General features: G+C 42.9%; 23 protein-coding genes and 1 tRNA gene. 11 read left to right on the plus strand and 13 right to left on the minus strand.

Going from position 1 to position 21,784, the window contains the following annotated elements:
• Positions 1-72: 72 nt before the first annotated feature.
• Positions 73-498, plus strand: coding sequence for an OsmC family protein (locus tag BMX05_RS01185; protein ID WP_093308123.1), 426 nt, complete (start codon positions 73-75; stop codon positions 496-498).
• Positions 495-1,400 (plus strand): AEC family transporter, encoded by a 906-nt coding sequence (locus BMX05_RS01190; protein ID WP_093308124.1) that lies wholly within the window; start codon positions 495-497, stop codon positions 1,398-1,400. Before BMX05_RS01185 ends, BMX05_RS01190 begins: the two co-directional genes overlap by 4 nt.
• Before the next feature lie 36 nt (positions 1,401-1,436).
• Here the strand turns inward: BMX05_RS01190 and BMX05_RS01195 are convergent, their stop codons facing one another.
• Positions 1,437-2,237 (minus strand): crotonase/enoyl-CoA hydratase family protein, encoded by an 801-nt coding sequence (locus BMX05_RS01195; protein WP_093308125.1) that lies wholly within the window; start codon positions 2,235-2,237, stop codon positions 1,437-1,439.
• A 260-nt stretch (positions 2,238-2,497) separates the two neighbouring features.
• On the opposite strand from BMX05_RS01195, the gene BMX05_RS01200 reads away from it, so the two are divergent.
• A complete protein-coding gene (locus tag BMX05_RS01200; RefSeq protein WP_093308126.1) occupies positions 2,498-2,845 on the plus strand; it encodes an H-NS family histone-like protein in 348 nt (115 codons plus the stop codon).
• Positions 2,846-2,914: 69 nt separating this feature from the next.
• Here BMX05_RS01200 and BMX05_RS01205 read toward each other — a convergent pair whose 3' ends face one another.
• Positions 2,915-3,676, minus strand: a complete 762-nt coding sequence (locus BMX05_RS01205) for a hypothetical protein (protein ID WP_093308127.1) — start codon at positions 3,674-3,676, stop codon at positions 2,915-2,917.
• Between the two features lie 163 nt (positions 3,677-3,839).
• On the opposite strand from BMX05_RS01205, the gene BMX05_RS01210 reads away from it, so the two are divergent.
• From BMX05_RS01210 to BMX05_RS01220, 3 genes are read left to right on the plus strand one after another with little or no spacing between them, the layout of a single operon-like run.
• Entirely contained in the window at positions 3,840-4,508 is a 669-nt protein-coding gene (locus BMX05_RS01210; RefSeq protein ID WP_093308128.1) for a response regulator, read from the plus strand.
• On the plus strand, positions 4,508-5,956 hold the full coding sequence (locus tag BMX05_RS01215) for a sensor histidine kinase (RefSeq protein WP_093308129.1): 1,449 nt from the start codon (positions 4,508-4,510) through the stop codon (positions 5,954-5,956). The genes BMX05_RS01210 and BMX05_RS01215 overlap by 1 nt, the downstream gene beginning before the upstream one ends.
• A 58-nt stretch (positions 5,957-6,014) precedes the next feature.
• The gene (locus BMX05_RS01220) at positions 6,015-6,440 is read left to right on the plus strand and encodes a Rap1a/Tai family immunity protein (protein ID WP_143051923.1); all 426 of its coding nucleotides are present in this window, start codon (positions 6,015-6,017) and stop codon (positions 6,438-6,440) included.
• On the opposite strand, the gene ycaO is transcribed toward BMX05_RS01220, so the two are convergent.
• Complete coding sequence (gene ycaO, locus BMX05_RS01225; RefSeq protein WP_218138957.1) at positions 6,418-8,175, minus strand: 30S ribosomal protein S12 methylthiotransferase accessory factor YcaO; 1,758 nt, start codon at positions 8,173-8,175, stop codon at positions 6,418-6,420. The two genes, BMX05_RS01220 and ycaO, sit on opposite strands and share 23 nt — an antisense overlap.
• A 182-nt stretch (positions 8,176-8,357) precedes the next feature.
• Between ycaO and BMX05_RS01230 the strand changes: the two genes are divergently transcribed.
• Positions 8,358-8,789 carry a nuclear transport factor 2 family protein gene (locus BMX05_RS01230; protein WP_093308131.1) on the plus strand — a complete coding sequence of 144 codons (432 nt, stop codon included), beginning with the start codon at positions 8,358-8,360 and terminating at the stop codon, positions 8,787-8,789.
• Here BMX05_RS01230 and BMX05_RS01235 read toward each other — a convergent pair.
• Genes BMX05_RS01235 through BMX05_RS01245 form a run of 3 tightly spaced genes read right to left on the minus strand, consistent with a single transcriptional unit; the run spans position 8,772 to position 12,212 of the window.
• On the minus strand, positions 8,772-10,043 hold the full coding sequence (locus BMX05_RS01235) for an SAM-dependent methyltransferase (RefSeq protein ID WP_093308132.1): 1,272 nt from the start codon (positions 10,041-10,043) through the stop codon (positions 8,772-8,774). The two genes, BMX05_RS01230 and BMX05_RS01235, sit on opposite strands and share 18 nt — an antisense overlap.
• Entirely contained in the window at positions 10,043-10,816 is a 774-nt protein-coding gene (locus BMX05_RS01240) for a DUF1365 domain-containing protein (RefSeq protein WP_093308133.1), read from the minus strand. Before BMX05_RS01240 ends, BMX05_RS01235 begins: the two co-directional genes overlap by 1 nt.
• Positions 10,817-10,841: 25 nt before the next feature.
• Entirely contained in the window at positions 10,842-12,212 is a 1,371-nt protein-coding gene (locus tag BMX05_RS01245) for an NAD(P)/FAD-dependent oxidoreductase (RefSeq protein WP_093308134.1), read from the minus strand.
• Between the two features lie 347 nt (positions 12,213-12,559).
• On the opposite strand from BMX05_RS01245, the gene BMX05_RS01250 reads away from it, so the two are divergent.
• Positions 12,560-12,757 carry a hypothetical protein gene (locus BMX05_RS01250; RefSeq protein WP_093308135.1) on the plus strand — a complete coding sequence of 66 codons (198 nt, stop codon included), beginning with the start codon at positions 12,560-12,562 and terminating at the stop codon, positions 12,755-12,757.
• A 64-nt stretch (positions 12,758-12,821) separates the two neighbouring features.
• On the opposite strand, the gene BMX05_RS01255 is transcribed toward BMX05_RS01250, so the two are convergent.
• Together BMX05_RS01255 and BMX05_RS01260 are read right to left on the minus strand one after the other, a co-directional pair.
• Positions 12,822-13,406 (minus strand): superoxide dismutase, encoded by a 585-nt coding sequence (locus BMX05_RS01255; protein ID WP_093308136.1) that lies wholly within the window; start codon positions 13,404-13,406, stop codon positions 12,822-12,824.
• Between the two features lie 130 nt (positions 13,407-13,536).
• Positions 13,537-14,751: a YbfB/YjiJ family MFS transporter gene (locus BMX05_RS01260; RefSeq protein WP_093308137.1), complete on the minus strand. Its 1,215-nt coding sequence runs from the start codon at positions 14,749-14,751 to the stop codon at positions 13,537-13,539.
• A 195-nt stretch (positions 14,752-14,946) separates the two neighbouring features.
• Between BMX05_RS01260 and BMX05_RS01265 the strand changes: the two genes are divergently transcribed.
• Complete coding sequence (locus BMX05_RS01265; protein WP_093308138.1) at positions 14,947-15,876, plus strand: hypothetical protein; 930 nt, start codon at positions 14,947-14,949, stop codon at positions 15,874-15,876.
• 14 nt (positions 15,877-15,890) lie between these two features.
• On the opposite strand, the gene BMX05_RS01270 is transcribed toward BMX05_RS01265, so the two are convergent.
• On the minus strand, positions 15,891-16,529 hold the full coding sequence (locus tag BMX05_RS01270; protein ID WP_177166736.1) for a class I SAM-dependent methyltransferase: 639 nt from the start codon (positions 16,527-16,529) through the stop codon (positions 15,891-15,893).
• A 260-nt stretch (positions 16,530-16,789) separates the two neighbouring features.
• Between BMX05_RS01270 and fabI the strand changes: the two genes are divergently transcribed.
• Positions 16,790-17,563, plus strand: a complete 774-nt coding sequence (gene fabI, locus BMX05_RS01275; RefSeq protein ID WP_093308140.1) for an enoyl-ACP reductase FabI — start codon at positions 16,790-16,792, stop codon at positions 17,561-17,563.
• A gap of 103 nt (positions 17,564-17,666) precedes the next feature.
• Here fabI and BMX05_RS01280 read toward each other — a convergent pair whose 3' ends face one another.
• The 3 genes from BMX05_RS01280 to BMX05_RS01290 all read right to left on the minus strand — a co-directional run bounded on the left by BMX05_RS01280 (position 17,667) and on the right by BMX05_RS01290 (position 20,156).
• A complete protein-coding gene (locus tag BMX05_RS01280) occupies positions 17,667-18,782 on the minus strand; it encodes a M15 family metallopeptidase (protein ID WP_177166737.1) in 1,116 nt (371 codons plus the stop codon).
• A 197-nt stretch (positions 18,783-18,979) separates the two neighbouring features.
• On the minus strand, positions 18,980-19,312 hold the full coding sequence (locus BMX05_RS01285) for a DUF1820 family protein (RefSeq protein WP_093308142.1): 333 nt from the start codon (positions 19,310-19,312) through the stop codon (positions 18,980-18,982).
• A 373-nt stretch (positions 19,313-19,685) separates the two neighbouring features.
• Positions 19,686-20,156 carry a hypothetical protein gene (locus BMX05_RS01290; protein ID WP_093308143.1) on the minus strand — a complete coding sequence of 157 codons (471 nt, stop codon included), beginning with the start codon at positions 20,154-20,156 and terminating at the stop codon, positions 19,686-19,688.
• A gap of 391 nt (positions 20,157-20,547) precedes the next feature.
• Here BMX05_RS01290 and BMX05_RS01295 point away from each other — a divergent pair, with 391 nt between their 5' ends.
• On the plus strand, positions 20,548-21,564 hold the full coding sequence (locus BMX05_RS01295) for a lipid A deacylase LpxR family protein (RefSeq protein ID WP_093308144.1): 1,017 nt from the start codon (positions 20,548-20,550) through the stop codon (positions 21,562-21,564).
• 89 nt (positions 21,565-21,653) lie between these two features.
• On the opposite strand, the gene BMX05_RS01300 is transcribed toward BMX05_RS01295, so the two are convergent.
• Positions 21,654-21,744, minus strand: a tRNA-Ser gene (locus BMX05_RS01300).
• Positions 21,745-21,784 lie beyond the last annotated feature (40 nt).

The following is a 21,784-nucleotide window of genomic DNA, read 5'->3' on the forward strand; positions in this document are numbered from 1 at the left end:
CCCCATCACTTGAGCAAGGCCTTTGCTTTATTTCTATCAAAAACATTCCTTACTAAAAGAGCATTCAGACGTATGCAAGCACATATTAAATGGACCCAAGATGTTCAATTTGTTGCCGAATCTGGTTCAGGTCACGCACTGGTGATGGATGGTGCCGCTGAAAGCGGTGGACGTAATACAGGGCCACGTCCGATGGAGATGCTACTAATGGGTTTGGGGGGATGCACAAGTTATGATGTAGTCACCATTTTGCGTAAGGCCCGACAAAAGATCATTAACTGCGAGGCTAAAGTAGAAGCACAGCGTGCTCAGGGTATACCTGCAATTTTTACAGAAATTCATATTCACTTTATTGTTACTGGACAAGCACTTAAAGAATCTCAAGTCAAACGTGCTATTGATTTATCTGCAGAAAAATACTGCTCCGCTTCCTTGATGCTGGCACAAGGAGGCGTCAAAATTACCCATTCGTTCGAAATTCAAGCGGTTGATTTGTGAACGCGCTCGGTCCGGTTTTCGCAACTTTGTTATTAGGCGCTTTTTTCAAGCGCCTTGCCTTGCCTAGAGCTGAATTTTGGGCACTTGCTGAGCCTTTTATTTATTTTATCTTATTGCCCGCACTGTTAATTCACAAACTAGCATTAGCAGATATTAGTGATTTCACGCTTTTACCTCTAGCCGGTGCGATTGGTCTTACCTTGGTATTGACCAGTGCTGCACTTTGGTTATGTAAAGCGTTTTGGCACACTTCAGCAGCGAGCTTTACCTCTTTATATCAAGGTGGTATACGCTTTAATACCTATATCGGTTTAGCTTGTTCTGCACAGTTATTTGGTGATCAAGGCGTATTAATTGCAGCAGTTTTAATGGCAATCATGATTCCTAGTTTAAACTTATTTTGCATACTTGTATTTCAAATAAGCTTACAAACAGCTGGTTTTTCTTGGAAAAAATTTATTATTAACCTAGCAAAAAACCCTTTAATTCTTGCTTGCTTTATTGGTGTTTTTTTAAATATTAGTGGCATTGGCCTCCCCTTAGGCAGTGATCAAGTATTGGATTTGCTAGGACGAGCCGCCCTACCTTTAGGTTTACTTGCAGTTGGTGCCGCCCTATCACCTAAGGTCTTATTGAATCATGGCTATTTAATTTTTTCTAATAGCCTTTTTAAGCTGGTGGTGATGCCACTTATTGCCGTAATGGTCTCTTACTTGCTGAATCTACCACAACTAATGGCGAGTGTTTTTATTTTATTCTGTGCTTTACCTACAGCAACCTCTGCTTATATCTTGGCACGTCAATTAGAAGGTGATGCAGATTTAATGGCTGCTTTAATTACTGGGCAAACGCTGTTGGCTTTTATTAGCTTACCTTGGGTACTGGAATATTTACTCCCCTGACTTTTCTTGATTGAAAAGCCAAGGGTAGGTGTAGGTTCAGCAACCTTTAAAAGTTGGCACACGCTTTTCTAACATCGCAGCTACTGCTTCTTGATGATCCTGCGTTTGGTGAGCTAAGGCTTGCATACTGGCAGAAAGCTCTAATAAGCTTGCTAAAGAGGTTTGTTGGCCTTCACGAATCAGTTTTTTGGTCATCCGTAGCGCAAGTGGTGGGTTGACAGCAATTCTTTGCGCCATCGCCTTCGCAGCATCTAATAAATTGTCTGGTTCCACAACATCAGACACCATCCCCCAAGCCAAAGCTTGTTGTGCACTAATCGCTTCCCCAGTAAAGGCCATTTCACAAGCGCGTGATAAACCAATGACGCGAGGTAAAAACCAGGCGCCACCATCTCCAGGAATAATACCAACCTTCACAAAACTCTCTGCAAATTTTGCTGCTGTAGATGCAATGCGTATATCTGCCATCATTGCTAAGTCACAACCTGCACCAATGGCAGGTCCATTGACTGCAGCAATTAAAGGCACTTCTAAATGGTACAAGGCTAAAGGGATACGTTGAATGCCACGGCGGTAACCTTCTCTCAGTTGCACACCTGTGCCTGCAAACATGCCTTGGTGCTCGTGCATATCCTTAATATTACCACCAGATGAGAAGGCACTACCTGCGCCTGTTAATATCACCACAGAAACTGAAGTATCTACATTAATCCGTGCTGCGGCTGCTTCTAACCCCTCGATCATGGCATCGTCTGAAATTGCATTGCGGGTTTGCGGTTGATTTAATGTCAAAGTGACACAGGCGCCAGTTTGCTGATATAACACAGGTTGTGACATTAATGGATTCTCCTTGGATATTATCATTGATCAACTTGATTGACCTAGGTTAACGCAAGCTCACAAGCGACGAAAGCAAAAGTAACTTCAAGTGCTTGGTTTAACCTAGATCATTTATCCTACCTAGTGTATTAATTAGCCTTCAGTTAATAATATCTTTTTAACGCCTAATTATCGTATAATCTAGCAATAAAGAGAAATCTTTAGGTAATAAGTACTGCTATAACACCCTTATTGATACCTACTGGAGGCGTTTACATATGGGGAAAAAATCGCAGACTTCAACCCCTGCTGATTTTAATGAAGCAGCCTGGGTTTTTGCGAATAAAAATCGTCTAAAAGGCTTTTTGCGCCGTTTAAGTGTAAGCGATCTGGAAAAAGCAAAAGATGCTATTGAGCAAGTACTCGATGAGCAACGCCAACTAGAACATCAGCGTCTACAAGAGGCCGAACGCCGCAAACAAAAACTACAACAAATACAAGCGGTCATGGCACAAGAAGGCATTCAAGCAGAAGATTTACTTGCAGCGTTAAATACGCCGCGCAAACGTGGCCGCCCACCGAAAGCGCGTGCGTTATCACCTTCTTTATCACAATCGATGACTTAATACCCTATATCTTGAGGCTCCTCTTAACAAAGCTCAGCTTGCTTGTTTACGGAGCCTTTACCAGTGCAATTAACGGCGTGTACTTGGTGTACGGCGTGTGGTGCGTTTGCGTGTGCTAGGGCGACGCTTGCTCGTGGTTGCTTGTTCGTTCGCTTGTACTTGCTTAGATACTGTTTCCGTGGTTTCAATCAGCTTTGCTTGCACTGCTTGGGCAGGTATCTCACTAGACTGAGATGCAGGGTCCTCAGAAGTCTCGGTGTGAACTTTAGACTGAGGTGCATTTTTCTTCTCTTGTGATACTTGAGCTGTTTCTACTTGAGTGACAAGACTTGGTACCGGCTGCTCGGTTTGTGTGCAAGATGCAGGCGTTGCTGTAGATGATGCCTCTTGTTGTTGCACAAGTGGTTGACTTGTCTTTGCAATCTTTGCCTTTTGTAAATTTGGCGCTTGTACTCGCTCCCCTTGAATTTCGCGCTCACTCACTGGCTCATCTTGAGTACGCACATCCACCCAAACCCAAGTATGTTCTTGCAACCAATCCTGTATCGACGTTTGCATTTGCTGACTACTTTGTGCACAAACTTGCCAACTTTCCTGCCATTGTTGCCAAGCCAATTGTTGATTATGCATTTGCCAGTCCCATACGCTTAAAGGACTAGAACACGTATGTAATACCTGTACACGCTCTTGCCAGTGCTGGCTCCAACGTGTTTGCCAGTCCCAATGCGACTGACCTAAAGCTTGTAACATCTTAAATCCCAGTTGTGCCATTTGCAGGGGTAAAGCTTCTTGAGCCACTGTGACTAAGCTGACTTGTGTCATTTTGTTCATATCGATAAGCTCCTAGGTACTCAATAAGTGTTGCAGAGAAGACATTTTTTTATGGACTCTTACCATAAGCTAAGTGCTTATATCAGAGTATGCAAAAACATTGTGCAGCGCAACATTAGTTAGCCGCACTTGCATCACTTAAGTCTAAAATAGTGAGTGAAATATGCGTATTTTACTGGTTGAAGATGATACTTTGTTGGCAGAAGGCGTCAAAACCGCCTTAATACAACATCAATACCGTGTGGACTGGGTTGCTGACGGTCAAGCCGCCTTGCATGCTCTCGCCGTTGAACCTTTTGACGCGATGATTTTGGATCTGGGTTTACCAAGTATCGATGGTATGCGGGTTTTGACTCAAGTAAGACGTGATCAGCAAAATTTGCCTGTGCTGATTTTAACGGCACGTGATGCACTTGAATCCCGTTTAGCCGGTTTGAATGCTGGTGCAGATGATTACCTACTCAAACCATTCGAATTAGCAGAATTACTTGCACGCTTACGCGCCATTATGCGTCGCGCTCTGGGACAGGCCCAAGATCAAATATTACTTGGTGATTTGGTTTTAGATACACAATTACAGGAAGTGTATTGGCAAGGTTGTCTAGTTCATTTATCGCGGCGTGAATATGCTTTATTACTTGAGTTAGTTAAGCATAGAAACCGTGTACTATCACGCCAACAGTTAGAAACCCTAATTTATGGTTGGGATGATGAAGTAGAAAGCAATGCCTTAGAAGTACACATCCATCATTTACGTAAAAAGCTTGCCCCTCATCTTATTCGTACCTTAAGAGGTGTAGGTTACTTATTACATCTTAATGAGACTCCTTAATGCGCTCTATTTATGTATATTTGAATATCTTATTGCTTTCTAGTCTCAGTATTATTTTTATCAGCTTTGGTGCTTGGTATTTTGTTGAGGCAAATCACGAAGTCGAAGAACTGATGGATGCTGAGCTTGCTCAATGGGCGCGTATGGGAGCGGCTTTGTTTGCCCAAGAAACGTCCACTAAAACTTACGAGCATCTTGCCGAGCACTTAATTGCCAGCTATCAAATGACGCAAGTGCATTCAAAAACAGTCCAGCATAAATATGAAAAAAAGTTGCTATTGAGTGTTTGGAATGCCCAAGGAGAACGTTTATTTCCCCCTCATCAGGTGCAGAGTTTACAAAATATTCAACCCCAACATTTGCAAGCGCAGATAATTCACACAGGGTTTGCTTGGAAGCATGAAGCACAAGATACTTGGCGCACTTTTACCTTATATGATCAGCAAGATGCTTTATGGATTCGTGCCGCACAACGTGCCGATATTCGCGGTGAGCTTGTTGAAAAAATCACCTTACAAATTAGCCTTCCTTTATTGCTTATTTTGCCTTTATCTTGGCTTAGTATTCACTTTGGTCTGCGTACGGGATTGGCACCTTTAGCGCGTTTAAGTCAAGGTGTAGCCCAACAAAATACGCAGCAGCTCCTTCCATTACAACTTGATTTACCTCAAGAACTGACCGGTTTACAACATGCTTTTAATCAATTTATTACTGATTTAGATGCCGCCTTTGCACGCGAACGTCGCTTTACCGCAGATGCAGCCCACGAATTACGTACACCACTGGCAGCTTTAAAGATTCACTTACAAAATGCACAGCAAGCACCTGATCAAACTCACAGCGATCAATCAATACAAGCTGCTTTGGAAGGCGCACGTCGTTTACAGCATCTTATTGAACAAATGCTAACTTTGGCCCGCTCAGAAGCTGCTGCCTCTTATCTAGAGACGCCACACTCAAACCTCGCTTTGAATACTTGGCTCAGTGGCTTTCTTGCTGAATATTATCCTCTAGCTTGCCAAAGCGGGCATGAGTTACATTTAGCGACTCCAGAGCAAGAGATTTATATTGGTTTTGATCATCATGATCTCGCCCTTTTAGTACGTAATGCACTTGATAACGCATGTAAATATACGCCTAAAGGTACAGATATTGACATCCAATTGACCGCCAACTCTGCGCATGCTCTGCTCACAATTCAAGATCAAGGGCAAAGTTTAACAACTGCTGATTTGCAACGTTTAGGCGAACGTTTTGTGCGTCTGCAACCGCATACAGCAAGCGGCAGTGGCTTAGGGATTTCTATTATGCAAACACTCATGCGTAAATATTCACAAGCAGATTTAAGTTTTGCATTAACCCCGCAAGGCGGACTTAAAGTGAGTATGTGTTTACCTTATGCCAACCAACAAACATCACTAGACTGTCACAACCAAGTCAAAGCTTAGTCAAGTTTTATCCCTAAGCTCAAAGCTCGTTATCTCCATGTAGATAGAGGCAGGTTTTATGCTTAGGTTAATGCAAATGATATCCATCGGCTTCAGCCTTACGCTTAGCCTTACGTCAATTAATTCCCAAGCAATTGCTGCAGTGCATCTAGAGCCGCCTTTAACCTTGGGCCAGCTCAAACATTGGTGCCAACCTTTAATTCAAGATGCGCCTCAAGATGTAATGAGTGCTTTTTCCGCTGGGCAATGCAGCCATTATATCCTAGGCGTTTATGATACCTTGCATGAATTTTGTTCCACACAAGGCACTCCAAGAGCACAAGCGGTGCAAGCTGTCATTCACTTTATGCAAAAGACGCCTTCCTTACCAACACAAGCACCTGCTTTGCCTATTTTACGTACCCTACTTTTAGCAAGCACACCCTGCCAAACATTAGATATAGGACAAACCAATACACACGTTAAGTATGCACGGCTGCCTTAGCGGCTTGTACTTTTTGATAAGCATTGAGTAAAGCTTGATGTGCTGACATATGGGTTGCCGGCTGCTCTGGAATTAAAGCGTCAAATAAACCCTCGCCTTCAATCCATCCCAAAGCTTGCTGAACTAAGCCAGTACCATAATAAGCGTGCAAACTTGTATGGAAGCTTTCCGGCTCTAAACCTTCAACCAACATGGAAAGCAAGCTTTGTAACACCTGGTATTGGCGCTTACGTTTGTGGTCAAGGTGATCAAACAGGAGTACATTATCTAAGAAGGCCAGCGCCCGTACCCAATCCCCAGTCGCCAAAGCTAAGCAAGCGCCAAGCTCACCTAAACGCCAAGTTTGCCATTGGCTACCTGAGGCGCTCGCTATTCCTAACCAAGCAGCTACTTTTTGTTGATCATCAATTTCTAAAGCATCTAAGGTATCTTGCAGCTCATGTAACGTCTCCTCTTGCAAATGCGCAAGCTGCAAAATCGCATCTCGTACAGGCACACTTTGGTTATTATTATGCCATTGCAGCTCATCGATAGGATAAATTTCAGAAAAGCCCGGCACGAGAATACGACAAGCATAGACACCTAAATGCTGGTATTCTGCGATATAGACTTGATACCCTAGATCGTGCAAACGTTCTAATAAATGATCTCGCTGTGCTCTCGTCTCTCCACTAAAATTCCACGCACAATAATCATAATCTTCTGCATCTGCAATTAAATGCCAAGAGACTAAACCACTTGAATCAATAAAATGTGTTTCTAAATTATGCTCATCGGCAACTTGTGCCATATCTAAGCTAGGTGCAGGAAAACCATCCAAGGCATCGAGTGCACGCCCTTGAACCAGCTCAGTTAAGGTACGCTCTAAAGCTACCTCAAATAAAGGGTGTGCTCCAAAGGATGCAAAACATCCACCATCTCGTGGATTAAGCAGGCTAATATTAATCACTGGAAAATGCCCACCTAACGACGCATCTTGCACAAATAAAGTAAAACCTGCTTCTTTAAGTGCTTGGATACCCTGATAAATTTTTGGATAACGTTTTAATACTTGTTCAGGAATTTTTGGTAAACGGATGCCTTCTGCCAAAATGCGATTTTTAATGGCGCGTTCAAAAATTTCTGATAAGGCTTGCACCTGCGCCTCTGCGGGCGTATTACCTGCTGACATCCCATTTGATACATATAAATTCCCAATTAAATTAACTGGAAAATAAACTGATGTCTGATCACTTTGACGTATGAAGGGCAAGGCACATACGCCACGTTCTTTTTGCCCTGTGTTAATATCAATTAAATCATTTAAATAAATCTGTGCCTCTGCATCATACACTTCTCTGGTATAATCATCCAAAAGCACTGGTGCTTCTATTAGTTTCTGGTTTTCTTGTTCTATTAATACCCAAATTTCATCTGGATAATGTACAAAGCCTAAAGTATCTGCCCCTTCTGCCAACCAATAATCGGCCCAAAAATAATTAGTCGCAAGGCGTTCAAAAAATTCTCCTAATGCGGAAACCAGTGCTGCTTCCTTAGAAGCCCCTTTACCATTGGTAAAACAATGTGGACAATTTTGATCCTGCACGTGTACAGACCAGACATGCGGCAAAGGATTGAGCCAAGAAACTGGCTGCACATTAAAGCCTAAACGTGATAATTGGCTTTGCATAAAGATCAAGCTATCTTCTAATGCTTTGTCTTTACCAGGAATAAACGTAGGGTTTGAGTGTGTCACACAGGAACCTGCTTGCTAAAAAATAAAAAAAAGGAGAGATTTGCAAGCACAAATCATAGCTGATTCTTTGGCTGAGAGTGAGAGATCCAACAATTTATTTTTTCTCCCCACAAGGGGTGAACACCCAAGTGATACTGGCGTCTGAAGAAAACAGATTGAAGATTTCTCATAGGAGAAAGTGTATGAAAGCTGAGCTATTTCACCAATATGCCCATAGTTTTGAAGGACTTACGCTTGCAAACCTTGACCGCTTAGCCACTTATGTCAGTCCTGACATTCATTTTCGTGATCCCTTTAACGATGTACACCAGTGGGCACACATGCGCCTTGTCTTCGTTGATATGTTCGAGCGCACACAAAGCAATCGTTTTACTACCTTGGAAGTTTATCCAAATATGGAAACGGCAAGTGCGTGTGTTTACTGGCGTTTTGAGACAAGCTTCGCTAAGTTAGGCGCTTTAGACATTTTAGGCACTTCGCGCATTCAGGCCGATGCACAAGGTCGTATCAGTGAGCACCTGGATTTTTGGGATCCCAGCCCTTTATATCGGCGCTTACCTGTCTTTGGTAGCGCCCTCGGTTGGATTCAATCCAAGTTAGCCATCCGTACTTAGATTATTTAATACACAAGTTTTTTGTTGATGTTGATATAAATAAAAGCTGACATCTAGGCAAGATTCAGTAAATCCGCCTTCACAGTAGGCTAAATAATATAACCACATACGCTTAAAATTTGTGTCAAATCCTAAGGTTTGCAAATGTGGCCAAGCTTTTAAAAAAGCTTGTCGCCACTGTGCCAAGGTCCAAGCATAATCTTGACCAAAATCTTGACGCATTTTTAAGGTTAAACCGGCTGCGTTTGCATACGTATGCATAGATTGTTTTGTTGGTAGCATACCACCAGGAAAAATATATTTTTGGATAAAATCTGTTTGTTTGCGGTAACGTGCAAAACGCACCTCATCAAGGCTAATCACTTGTAATAAAGCATTCGCTTGGGGTTTTAAACAGTTCTTAAGTTGTTGAAAATAAGTAGACCAATGTTCTTCACCTACCGCCTCAAACATTTCAATCGAGACAATATGATCATATTGTCCTTCAAGATCACGATAATCCATCAAATAAAACTGGCATTGCTCAGCTAAATCTGCTGCTTGAATACGGGCTTGTGCATAATCAAACTGCGCCTTTGATAAAGTGATCCCTGTCACTTGCGCACCGAATTCAGCCGCAGCAACTTCTGCAAACCCACCCCAACCACAGCCAATTTCTAAAACCGTATCCCCTGGTTGAATCCCTAAGGTTTTGGCAATTTGTTGATACTTGTGTTGTTGCGCCTGCGCCAAAGTTTGTTCTGAATGCGCACGGAAAGCACTAGAATAAGTCATGCTTGCATCAAGCCACAACCGATAAAAATCATTACCTAAATCATAATGATAGGCAATGTTGCGCCGGCTACCTTCTTTAGTATTGGCACGCATCTTATGTAGCACTCGGTTTATTAAGCGCACCCAAGTCCGCCCATGCGCCCAAGCTTCTATTGCGGCTTGATTACGCACCCCCCAACGAATAAGGCTGACCAGATCTGGGCTTGTCCACTCCCCTTGCATATAAGCTTCTGCCCATCCGACTAAACCACCGTTTAGCAAACGCTGTAATGCTTGATAATCATGTAAATGTACCTGAGCCTGTAAAGCATCTGCGCTAGGCTGACCAATACGTAAAGGTGTGGCATCAGGCAATAAAATAAGTAAACAGCCATCATGTTGATCCGATAAATGTGCAAGCCAAGCTTGTAAGGCTTTTGCTGTCAATGGACTGGCTGACTTAGTTGCCAAAGAAGCTTTATGCCAAGGTAAGCTTTTCATCACTTTTCATCTCCAGATTGTGCTGTCTTAGGACGTGGATAGAAGGGAACTTTTTTACGCCACAAACGTAGAGCTTCCCAATGAATCCCAGCAATGACTTTAAGTGTCATGAAAGGATGACGCATCCAAGTACGTAATAAATTTGCTTGGGTAAAATCTTGACGCCGGCCTTGAAATACAGCGTGTAAAAATGCACCTGCCTGATCGTGTTGCCGAATCCCTACCAGCACTTTTTCATCAGGAAGACGCATGCGAAAATCATAACGACACTGCATTGGAATAAAGGGAGAAACATAAAAGGTTTTATTACAAGATTGACGCACAATATAAGGTGTATTTTTTATTTCTTGCGTATCGACCTGCAATAAATATCTATGTTTTTGTGCGAAGGTATTGCTGACCTCATAAAGAATTAACTTTAAATTTTCAGCTTCATCATAGCAATAATAAACACTCAAAGGATTAAATACATAACCTAATAAACGTGGATAACATAATAAAAAAATTTTCCCCTCACCCAGATTGTAGCCTTGTGCTTTCAGATAAGTACGCACTTGTTGATTGAGTGGAATCTTAGAATGATCACCATAATCTTGATCGTAAAAAGACCATAAGTTAAATTGATTGTAGCTAAAACAAGGAATAGCTTTAGATAACAAAGGTAACTCATCCAAGTTAAATAAACATGCACTAACCCGATAAATAAATCTATGTACTTTAGGCCTTAGCCTATGGTGCATCACTTGGCCTTGATAAATGGCAGAGGTATACATGGGTACACTCCTTAAATGTCATGTGCTAGCTTGCTTGTGGCCAAGGTACATGGTCTGCTGAAGCAGCTGCATCTGGCACAAAAATCCGCGAATTGGGCTGTGTTAATCGCCAAGGTCGCTGTACACCGCCTAAAGCTTCTGCAACGGCTAAACCCGCTTGTAGGCCGTCTTCATGAAAACCATAACCAAAATACGCGCCGCAAAACCAAGCGTTTGCTTGTCCTTGTAATGACCAAAGGGCCTGTTGCGCATGCATACTTTGCAAAGAAAATACAGGATGCTCATAAAGGACACTGCGTAAAATATGGCTGGCTTTCGGCGGGTGCACTGGATTTAAGGTGACCAATAAAGGTTTGTTAGTAGATAAGTGTTGTAGGCGATTCATCCAGTAAGTAACAGACACTTGTTTTTGTTGCTGCTGCGGGTGACTTAAATAGTTCCAGCTTGCCCAAGCGCGTTTTTCTTCTGGCATGAAGCGAGTATCTTGATGTAGGTAAGCTAGGTTTTTCTGGTAGCTAAACACACCGAGCAAGTCCTGTTCTTGTTTGCTAGGTTGCGCCAATAACGCTAAGGCTTGATCCGCATGACAAGCCAATACCAGATGATCAAACACCTCAGTTAGGCCATCTTGATGCTGTACAATCACTTTACCTTGATGACGATGCACCTTACGCAAATGGGCATTAAGTTGAATCCGACCATTCAGACTCGCTGCTATTTTTTCAACATAGGTATGAGACCCCCCACACAAGGTACGCCATTGTGGTCGGTCCTTGAGTTGCACCAAACCGTGATTGCGGCAGAAACGCAAAAAGGCAAGTGCTGGATATTGCAACATTTTATCCGCAGGCGTGGACCAAATCGCTGCGCCCATAGGGATAAGATGTTGTTCAATAAAAGCACGCGAATATCCGTGTTTCGTCAACATTTCCTCTAAGGTATAGGCTTGCTGTTGCGCTTCTTGTATTAAGATTTCTGTATGTTGGTAAAAACGTAAGATTTCCTTCAATAAGTGCCAATGTTGCCAACGCCATAAGTTTTGGCGCTGCGCAAACCATCCTCCTAGCCCACAACCACTGTATTCTAATTTGTGCTCTTTAGTATGTAAGGCAACGCCAAAGGACATATCCGTCGCTTGCGTGGACACGTCCAAGTGTTTGAATAATTCGACTAAGTTAGGATAATTCACCGGATTGTAAACAATAAAACCGGTATCTACGGCGACATTTCCTTCTGGCAAATCAAGATGATGCGTATGCGTATGCCCACCTAAACGCGCTTGTTTTTCGAATAAAGTCACTTCATGTGCTTGGTCTAATAACCAAGCAGCTGATAGTCCTGCAATGCCTGATCCAACTACGGCAATTTTTAAGCGGCGTTCTTGTCTGGGCAACATAAGGACATCTCCATACATGCAAAAGCGCAATAGCTATACATTACTTGTACATAGTACACCAGACGTACAAATAATAAAGCATTAAAAGATGTCTTTTTTGTGTGCTTTTGTGTGCTTGGCTAAGCTTCTTGTCTTCAACAAATTGCCTTCAGAATTTCACCTAGATGTCACAGGTGAACGTCATGCTAACCAACCAATAGAGGCTTTTTATTCATTTAAAACACATGGCTTCTGGTGGCTAAAGTCCCTAACTTTAGCTATACCTAGAAACATACCCACAAAATCACTACGGGTATGCTTGATAATAAAAATTAGGGATATGCCCAAGGGCCGAGGAGAGTCAACACATGCTAGTTAATCATGATTGGATGCCTACGCAAATGCGTCATCATCCGCAAGTGCAAGAATTGAGCGATCAACTGCAGCAACTAGAACAAGATTTGAGCCGTAAGCGTCAGGCTGGTGATGAGCAGGGGTTTCGCATTACTTACTGCCAAATTAGCAGTGTGCAACAGCGTTTGCTCACTTTGTTAAGTCAGCACTAAACCGTTACATCCAATATAAAAAAACGCCCTATTGATGAGGGCGTTTTTTGTATCTCACTAAAGATTAGGCCGCAAAATTTTGTGCAGCGAAGTCCCAATTCACGAGTGCCCAGAAACCGTTGAGGTAATTAGGGCGTACATTGCGATAGTCAATGTAATAAGCGTGTTCCCATAGATCAACAGTTAGAATCGCTGTTTGACCATTGGTCATAGGCGTACCCGCATTCGACGTATTGACGATTTCTAACTCGCCTTGCGCGTTTTTCACCAACCAAGTCCAAGAAGAACCAAAATTGTTCACGGCTTTGTCGTTAAATTCCGCTTGGAATTGCGCAAAAGAACCCCACTTGGCTTGAATCGCATCAGCAAGCGCGCCTGTTGGCTCACCACCACCGTTTGGGCTGAGGCAATGCCAGTAAAAAGTGTGATTCCACACTTGGGCTGCATTATTAAATACAGGACCAGCAGGTGCTGATTTGATGATATCTTCTAAACTTTTGCCTTCATATTCTGTGTTAGGAACCAGGCCGTTGAGCTTATCAACATAAGTTTTATGGTGCTTGCCGTGGTGAAATTCTAAAGTTTCTGCAGAGATATGGGGTGCTAATGCATCCTTTTCATAGGGCAGAGCAGGTAATTCAAACGCCATGGTATTCTCTCCTCATTCATGCATTTACAGGGTATATCAAGCAGGGATACAAGATCCCTTCGTTCAGGTCATACTGGCATGATAACACTCAAATCTTGGTTCGCCAATACTTGACTTTTAAACTAGGTTATTAGCCAGTTACAGCTTTTGCTTGCACTTGTCCATCTAACTGATGTGCGGTCGGATCAGAAAATTTCAACCAAATAATCAATACAGTACCTAAAGCAACAAACCCACCCGCCAAGGCTAACCCTAGATCATAGTTACCACTTTGCTCAGCCAGCATTCCAGTTAAAGCAGGTGCAAACATTTGTGCAGCACCATAAGCCAAGGTCATTTTCCCCATGAGTTTAGCAGGCTTAGACGGATACAAGCGTCCGGCCATAGTGAGTACTAAACTCACACACCCAATAAAAGTGCCTCCAAATAACAAGGCACTAAATAAAGCGGCCTCTAACGTATGTACCCAAATGGGTAGCATAATACCGATAATTTGTAAGCCGTAGGCCAGAATCAGGGCGTTTAAATACCCTAAACGACGCGCGATCAAGTCCCAGTTCATCACTGCAGGGGCGGCTGCCAAGCCAACGACCGCAAAAGTTAATGCTCCCATACCTTGTAAATCAGGAATGCGCTCCACAATCGTCACGATAAAGGTCGCACTAATGACATAACCATAACCTGCACAAAAATAGGCCGCTAACATCAACCACATAAACTGGCGTGTGGGTACTTGATCTTGCATCAAATGGGCATGACCTTGAGGTTGACTGGCATGAGGACATGGCAACCAACGCCAAGCGGGCCAAGTTAATAAGGCAGCTAAAGCACCAAAAGCCAACCATTGCTGATCCCAAGATAAGCTCCAATAAGATAAGAGTTCCACTGATAAAGCGGCAACCATAATGCCAACCCCGACACCAGCGAAGTGGATCCCTAACTCACTACGATGACCATGACGGATTAACCAGTTCAAGATCAAGGCAGATGCAATCAACATAGAGGCAGCACTACTTAAACCGGATAAGAAGCGCAGACCAGACCAGACCCATAAATTGTCACTTAGTGGCATAGCCAAGGTTGTCACCACTGCCATTAACAAGCCCCAGCGGTATAACCTATCTTTGATACCTAAATCTGTGACTGAGGCAGCAATCAAAGCTCCCAGCATATAACCAGCATAGTTGGCAGCAGCCAGCCAACCGCCTTCTAGATCACCTATCCAAGTTTGGGTTTGCATCACAGGCAATAAAGGTGTGTATGAAAACCTTGCAATCCCGATACAAATAATTTGGCTACACACGCCTGCAAGCAGTACTTGGTATCTTTGTGCTTGATTCATCATGTCTCCTTTCAACTTAAGATCCATTTTTTTGCTGCAAGCTTATGTCAGACCAATAAACAAATACAGATTTTATTAGTGATTTTTTGTCAATTACGGCCCTTATACAAGATCGAATTTCTAGTCTACTTGGGATTTTGCTAGTGCCTTGTTATGATCTTGCGTTGTCTTTTATCTGCGTGTTTGCAAGGAATTTGTATGGCTTCTGATGATATGTCCTCCAAAAACCAACCACCTGCGCTGCTTTTTGAGCCTTTAACAGCCCATGCGGTGGATCGCACCAATGCAGATGCACGTTCAGCACGCAAAAAAAAGCCCCCATTACCTTGGAGCTTATATGTGGGGCTACTAGGTCTTACCATAGCTTTAGGCATCAGTAGCCTACATTTTTACCAAGAATTGCAAGGCATACAGCAGCAGCTTGCACAAGTACAAGCGTCCGTACAAACACAAATCCAAGCACTGAGCACACAGCAGACAAGTAGCCAACAAGATTGGCAAACTTGGCAAACGCAAGCGCAACAAGATTTTCAAGCTTGGCAAACCCGCCTAGATGCACAAGCACAAGCAGCCAATACTCAACATGCACAAGCATTACAACAAGCACTCACAAAACATCAGCAACAAATGCAAACTTGGCAAGCGCAAGCTCAGCAAACACTAGAAAGCATGCAAAATGAGTTGGCCGCTCAGTTGGCGGCGCAAGCAGCACATCAAGGTGATCAGGCACAAGATGTTTCCACGCAAATACAAGCCTTACAGCAAACATACCAACAACTGGTTGCCAAGACAGACACGCTCACGCAGCAACAGCGCCAAATGACACAACAAATCAAGCAAGGTGTGACTGAAACGCAATTGTTGCAATTGCAAAAGAACTTCAATCAACAAATGCAAACCGTGCGTACGTCTTTGGCAGGATTGGATGAAAATTTGCAAACATTCGATTGGGAGCAGGTCACCTTGTTGCGTCTACAAAATCAACAAACACAACAACAAATACAAGAACATCAACAACGCTTAGCTTCTCTGGAAGCAAGTCGCCAGCAAGTTATCCAAAGTACGCAAAAGCTTCTCAGTGATGTCAATGACCTATATTTGCAACTCGATACGCTACGTAAAAAATAATCCGTCTATTTTTCTCAAATCTGACAGCCTTTGCGTGTCAGTAAATACACCATTTCTCTATGGCCTGTTTTCCCTGTACTGCCTTGGTATAAGCACTCAATATGAAAGTTACACCCAAATAAACGTTGCATCTCGCTACCTTCTACACTAAAAGGTGGCGTGATACGCTTTTGTGTAAATTCATGCGCAAGCATTAACATACGGGTTCCTGGTTTGAGCAAATGTGCCAAATGCACACTATATCTTTGCCTGCGTGCTTCTGGTAATGCAGCTAAGGCCGCTGCATCATAGACTGAGTTGATCCCTTGCAAATGTTTAGTATGTAGATGAAAAAAATCACCACAATAAAAGCTAATTTGCTGCTGGTAGGCAATTTTAAAACCATCTTCGTATAAATAATTGACTGTATTATGTGGGTCTTTAGCAACAAAATCTTGTTGTGCTAATTCAGAAACATCCACACCAAGTACACGAAACCCCTGTGCAGCGAGCCAACGCATATCCTGACTACTGCCGCAAAAAGGTACGAATACCCAAGTTTGTGGTTGTGCTTGTACACGTGGCCAAAAACTCATGAGCAAAGGGTGCGTCATTGGCTGATAAGCGTTTAAGCGCTTGATTTGCCATGCTTGATCCCAGAATGCTTTATCCAAGTCCACCTCCCACAGAACTCTAACATATATTTAAGTCACTCATTTTAGGTGCAATGCACAAAAAAACCTTTTATCGTAAACAAATTGCGACAAAAAAGTCGTTTGTCTGTCATATGTAAACCTTAGACTCAGTTTTAAGGTCTCCAAGTGCTTAGAGTGATGTTTTTAACAAAAATAAAAAATTGCGCCGCTAAGGGCCACATCCTAAAGCTTGTCACTTTAAATTTCATGTTGTTTGTATTATAGGAAGTTGATTGATTATGACTAGTTCATTTCTACAAGGTAAAAAAGGTTTAGTGATTGGTATCGCCAACGATCAAAGTATTGCTTACGGTTGTGCGAAGGCATTTCGCCAACAAGGTGCCGAGCTTGCTGTAACCTATTTAAATGAAAAAGCACGTCCTCACGTACAACCTTTAGCGGAAGAGCTAGGTGCAGAAATTTTCGCACCCTGCAACGTTAGCCACCCTGGTGAGCTAGAAGGCGTGTTTGAAGCTATCGAAGCACGCTGGGGTAAGCTAGATTTCTTACTACATTCTATCGCTTTTTGTCCTATGGATGACTTGCATGGCCGTGTAGTCGATAGTAGTGCAGAAGGTTTCAAAACCGCTATGGATGTTTCGTGCCACTCTTTTATTCGTATGGCTAAACTTGCTGAGCCACTAATGGCAGAAGGTGGTAGCTTGTTAGCAGTGAGCTACTATGGCGCTGAAAAAGTCGTCAGCCATTATAATGTGATGGGGCCTGTTAAGGCAGCCTTGGAAACGACTGGACGCTACCTAGCTGCTGAGCTAGGTCCGCAACAAATTCGTGTCAATATTCTGTCACCAGGCCCAATTATGACCCGTGCGGCTTCTGGTATCGGTCACTTTGATGAGCTAATGCACCATGCGGAAGAACACACACCTGTGCGCCACCTAGCAGATATTAATGACGTAGGTCATGCTGCTGCTTTCCTTGCTAGCGATGCTGCACGCTCCATTTCAGCAACCACTTTTTATATTGATGGTGGTTATCACGCAATTAGTGGTTAATCCTTAGCCGTTTGCTTGTAATAAAAAAGCCCCTTCATGGGGCTTTTTTTGGGCTCTACTGTTGAATTGCGCATTGCACCAGCAAGTATTGTGTGCAGCAAAATTATACTACTTGAATATGCCAAGGCTCATAGCGAACCCCAAATCGATTATTACTCGTATAACGAATAGAAATATAACCTAAATCTTGTAGACGTTTATATTCGTCAGTTTGTGCAAAATCTGCTGTAAAATTACGATAGCCAAAGCCAACACGCCCAACATCAAAATCACCAATGCCGTGATAAGAATATCCAGGAGGTGCTAAAGAACGCGATGCTTTCGATAGATTACCTTCAGATTGGACAGCTTTACTTAAAAATAAATGCATTTGTTTTACGACGCTGCGTACGCCTGAAGTGAGAATCAAAGAATCTCCCACATCACGACGCAAGGTCGCATACAAACTTTGTGGCTTGCCTTTGTACAAGTAATGGCCTGTACCTGGCATTTTGTCGACGTCACTTTCAGGGATACGCTCTGTTAAGCCGGTTGTAACCTTGTCACCAAAAAAACCATAATTTTGTGCATTTGCAAAGAACAACTCTTCTAAAAAGGCTTGCTCCTCACGACTAAACTCCCCTACTTGAGAGAAATTACGTCCATATTTTAATGCTTGATCAAAGGATAAAAGGTTGAAATTGCCATGTCCTACCGTACGTTGGACACGCTCTAAACGTTTTAGCGTATCTCGTAACAAAGGCATGCGTTCTGCAGCCAGAAAGTTATCATCATCATAAACGGCTTCGAAGTTGCGTATTTTTTGCAAATAGGCATGGACTTCTGGGTCTTTGGCAATTCTTTGTTCTAATTCTGCTGTATTGGTTACTTTGGGCAAACTCGGCAAGTCCACTTGCGCAACTTCTGCACTGTTTGTTGTCGGTTTGGCTGCACTTGTTTGCGCTTCAGGGGTGAGCTCTTTGGGCTCTACTGACGTTTGCTGTGCTAAATCAAAAGTAACCGAGGAAGAAAGAGGGGATTGCAAATCAACTGCATCAGGTTGGCCAAAGTCTTCTAAACCTGTAGCCAAAAAACGACCGGATAACTGTCCTTGCAAAGCGGCTGTTGGCGACCACAGCTTATTTTCCTGCATTTGCATCAATTGACGCATCACAGAGCCACTGCCTAGCACCATAAAGCCACTAACTGACAAAGCTTTGAGTAATGCTCTTCGATCCACGCGATTGCTCCTGTGGAGAAAGAGACAGGCGAAGCGCATGCCTCTCGATCTAATAAAATAAAGGGGTGCGCTTTAGGTGCGCTTTTTATGCATAAAATACCAAGCCAATGTTTAGACTGTCTAGTCCAAATCTGTACATGCCGATTGTATTCTTGTTTCAATACAATAGGTAAAACCTATCTACAGTTGATTTTACGTTAATCTTCTCTTGGCAAAGGTGGCAAAGTGCGTAACGGCATGACTTTAGCATTTTTGACTTCCGTCGCTTTTGCTTGCCCTTCGTGTTCCACTTCGTCGATGCGCACAATGGCCGTAAAAGGAATATAACTGCGTTTAACGCCTTTAAATTCATTTTTCAAGCGTTCTTCTGAAGGATCAACGACTAGCTGACTGCGCTCACCAAACACAAACTCTTCAAGTTCCAAAAAACCATACATATCACTTTGATAAATTTGGCGTGCATACACTTCATACACTTCATCTTTGTTATAAAAAATGACTTTATATAGCGGCGGCTGAATCGTGGCCATATGAGTTTTTATACCTAAATTTTATGACAGAAACCAAACCAACAGCGTGATTTTTCGCTGAGGCAATCGAGGATGCAGCTTAGCATATTTCTTCATCTTTTTGGCAGCTTCACCCAAGGGAAAGCTAGGTCCACAAGCACACCTTCAATATACGAAAAATCATAAATGTACAAATTTTAACCAATCTAACCTGTACCTTGAAAGACAAGGGCTAGAGCAACTTATACACAGACTTATCCACAGATTTTGTGCATAAGTTCACACAACAACAGCCATAAAAAAAGGCAGCCTTAAAGGCTGCCAATATCGGATGACACAAGGTCATTGCACTCTCACACGATAACTTTTTGATCAATCAAATGTTTACGAGTTACTAAAAACCCATCGCCCATTGCCAATCAGCACAAGCAGGATGATGATGTTGTGCATCTGTATGATAAGGCGCTAATTTTTCTTCTTGGGCCTGCGCAATTTGGCGCACGCTAGGATCTATATCTTGTGCAAGGATAGCTAAGACTTGCGCGCTAATCTGAGGATTTTTTGCTAAAGACAAGCGCACCGCTGCTTCTGGGTGTTGTGCTAATTGCAACGCACTGGCCTCACTCAATATCGCTTTGCGTGCTGCCATATGGACTACAGGCAAACTCGGTGCATTCTGCAAAATAGCCTCGAGTAGGCGGCTAGGCAGGCTCGGGTTTTGTACCATCCAAAATGCATGTTCTGGATAATGTCGCATGACCTGATGCCAAAATTCTGCTGTTGCTTGCGTTTGGGTTGCTTGCTGACGTGAATACATATCGCCTTGGCGAATAAGAGCATCAAATTGGTCTGCACTAACTAGCATAGGGATCACCTTTGCACATTTTCATTAGAAAAAAGGATTTGTTAGCCAAGGGGGTATTTAGGCTAACACCTTGGTCTAGGTTAGTTTATTCTCAGCAAGGACGTTTATTTCACCAACCCAGAACTTATCTTACCCATCTTTATAGACTAAAGAATAACATTTTTTGTAGTTTTTTTACAAGAAGTACTTTAAAAGATTTAGATAACGTTTTTATGACATCCAAAAAGTAGCAAATACAGGCCAAGAAATGGTTACTTTTCAACAGAATGAAGCAAGCATGTGTTTGAAGACCTAACCTAAACGCAACCAAAGTTAGTTTTTTTACCAAATACTTGATTTCTGGCAAGTATGTTAGCCTTAGTGTTTTCCTGATCAATTAGGTTCCTTATCCATGCACAATAGCAAGCCAATCCTTTTTTATTGCCTACTTTTGCTAGGTACTCATACCAGCTTTGCGCAGGAGGCCCAAGACTTACAAACCGATGAAATTTTGTGGAATCTTCAATTAGAAAATGACATGTGGGGGAAGGGCTCAGACCGGCATTACACACATGGCACCCAGATTGGCTGGATGCTATTAGATGAAAATACCCCTTGGATCAGTGAATTAGCAGAAAGTTTGCCTTGGTGGCAGGAGCAAGCCGAGTACTCCTTAGAGTTCACTTTAGGACAGAATATTTACACCCCAGCGGATATTGAAACACCTGAGCTTCTCACCCAAGATCGCCCTTATGCAGGCTATCTCTATTGGGGGGCTAGCTTGAATAATCTGCATCCAGATGCCAGCAAACAAGGGCGCATTGCTGAACGTATGGCCATTGAGTTGGGCATGGTGGGACCGGCTTCTTTAGCTGATCAAACCCAAAAATTAGTGCACCGCATTATTAATACACGTCGTCCTCGTGGCTGGCATCATCAACTACATAATGAACCGACTGCTAATTTATTTTACGAACGCAAATGGCAAAACTTCCATTCCCTTGGCCAATATAATGATCTAGAAATCTCTCCTAGTTTCGATTTAGCTTTAGGGAACTTACATACTTATGCAGGTGCTGGGCTTTTAGTTCGTTGGGGGCAGGGCGTTCGTACAGATTTTGGCCCACCGAGTATTCGCCCTGGAATGTTGGGATCCATATACTTTAAACCGAGCCAAACACTCCATTGGTATTTCTTTGCTGGCATGCATACACGCTTTGTTGCACGTAATTTGTTACTTGATGGTAATACTTGGCGATCCAGTCATGCTGTTAAACGTAAAACTTGGATTTGGGATGCACAAGCGGGTGTTGCGGTGACTTATCATAAATGGCGTTTGGCGTTTACCAATATTTTTAGGGGCCGGGAGTTCGTCGGTCAAACTAAAGGCGACGAGTACGGTCTGATAAGCTTATCTTTTTATTGGTAAATCATAGCTTATGGTTACAGATTTTCTGGTGCATTTTTTAAGGGCACAAAAAAAGCCCTGATTTCTATCAGGGCTTTTTCTTTGTTTGGTGGCGGAGGGACAGGGATTCGAACCCTGGAAGGGCTATTAACCCTTGCCGGTTTTCAAGACCGGTGCATTCAACCGCTCTGCCATCCCTCCTAAACACGAGCGCTATAATAGCAGATAAAAAAAAGTCGTC

Origin of the sequence: Allopseudospirillum japonicum, assembly GCF_900108915.1 — a bacterium.
Classification (GTDB): Bacteria; Pseudomonadota; Gammaproteobacteria; order Pseudomonadales; family Halomonadaceae; genus Pseudospirillum; species Pseudospirillum japonicum.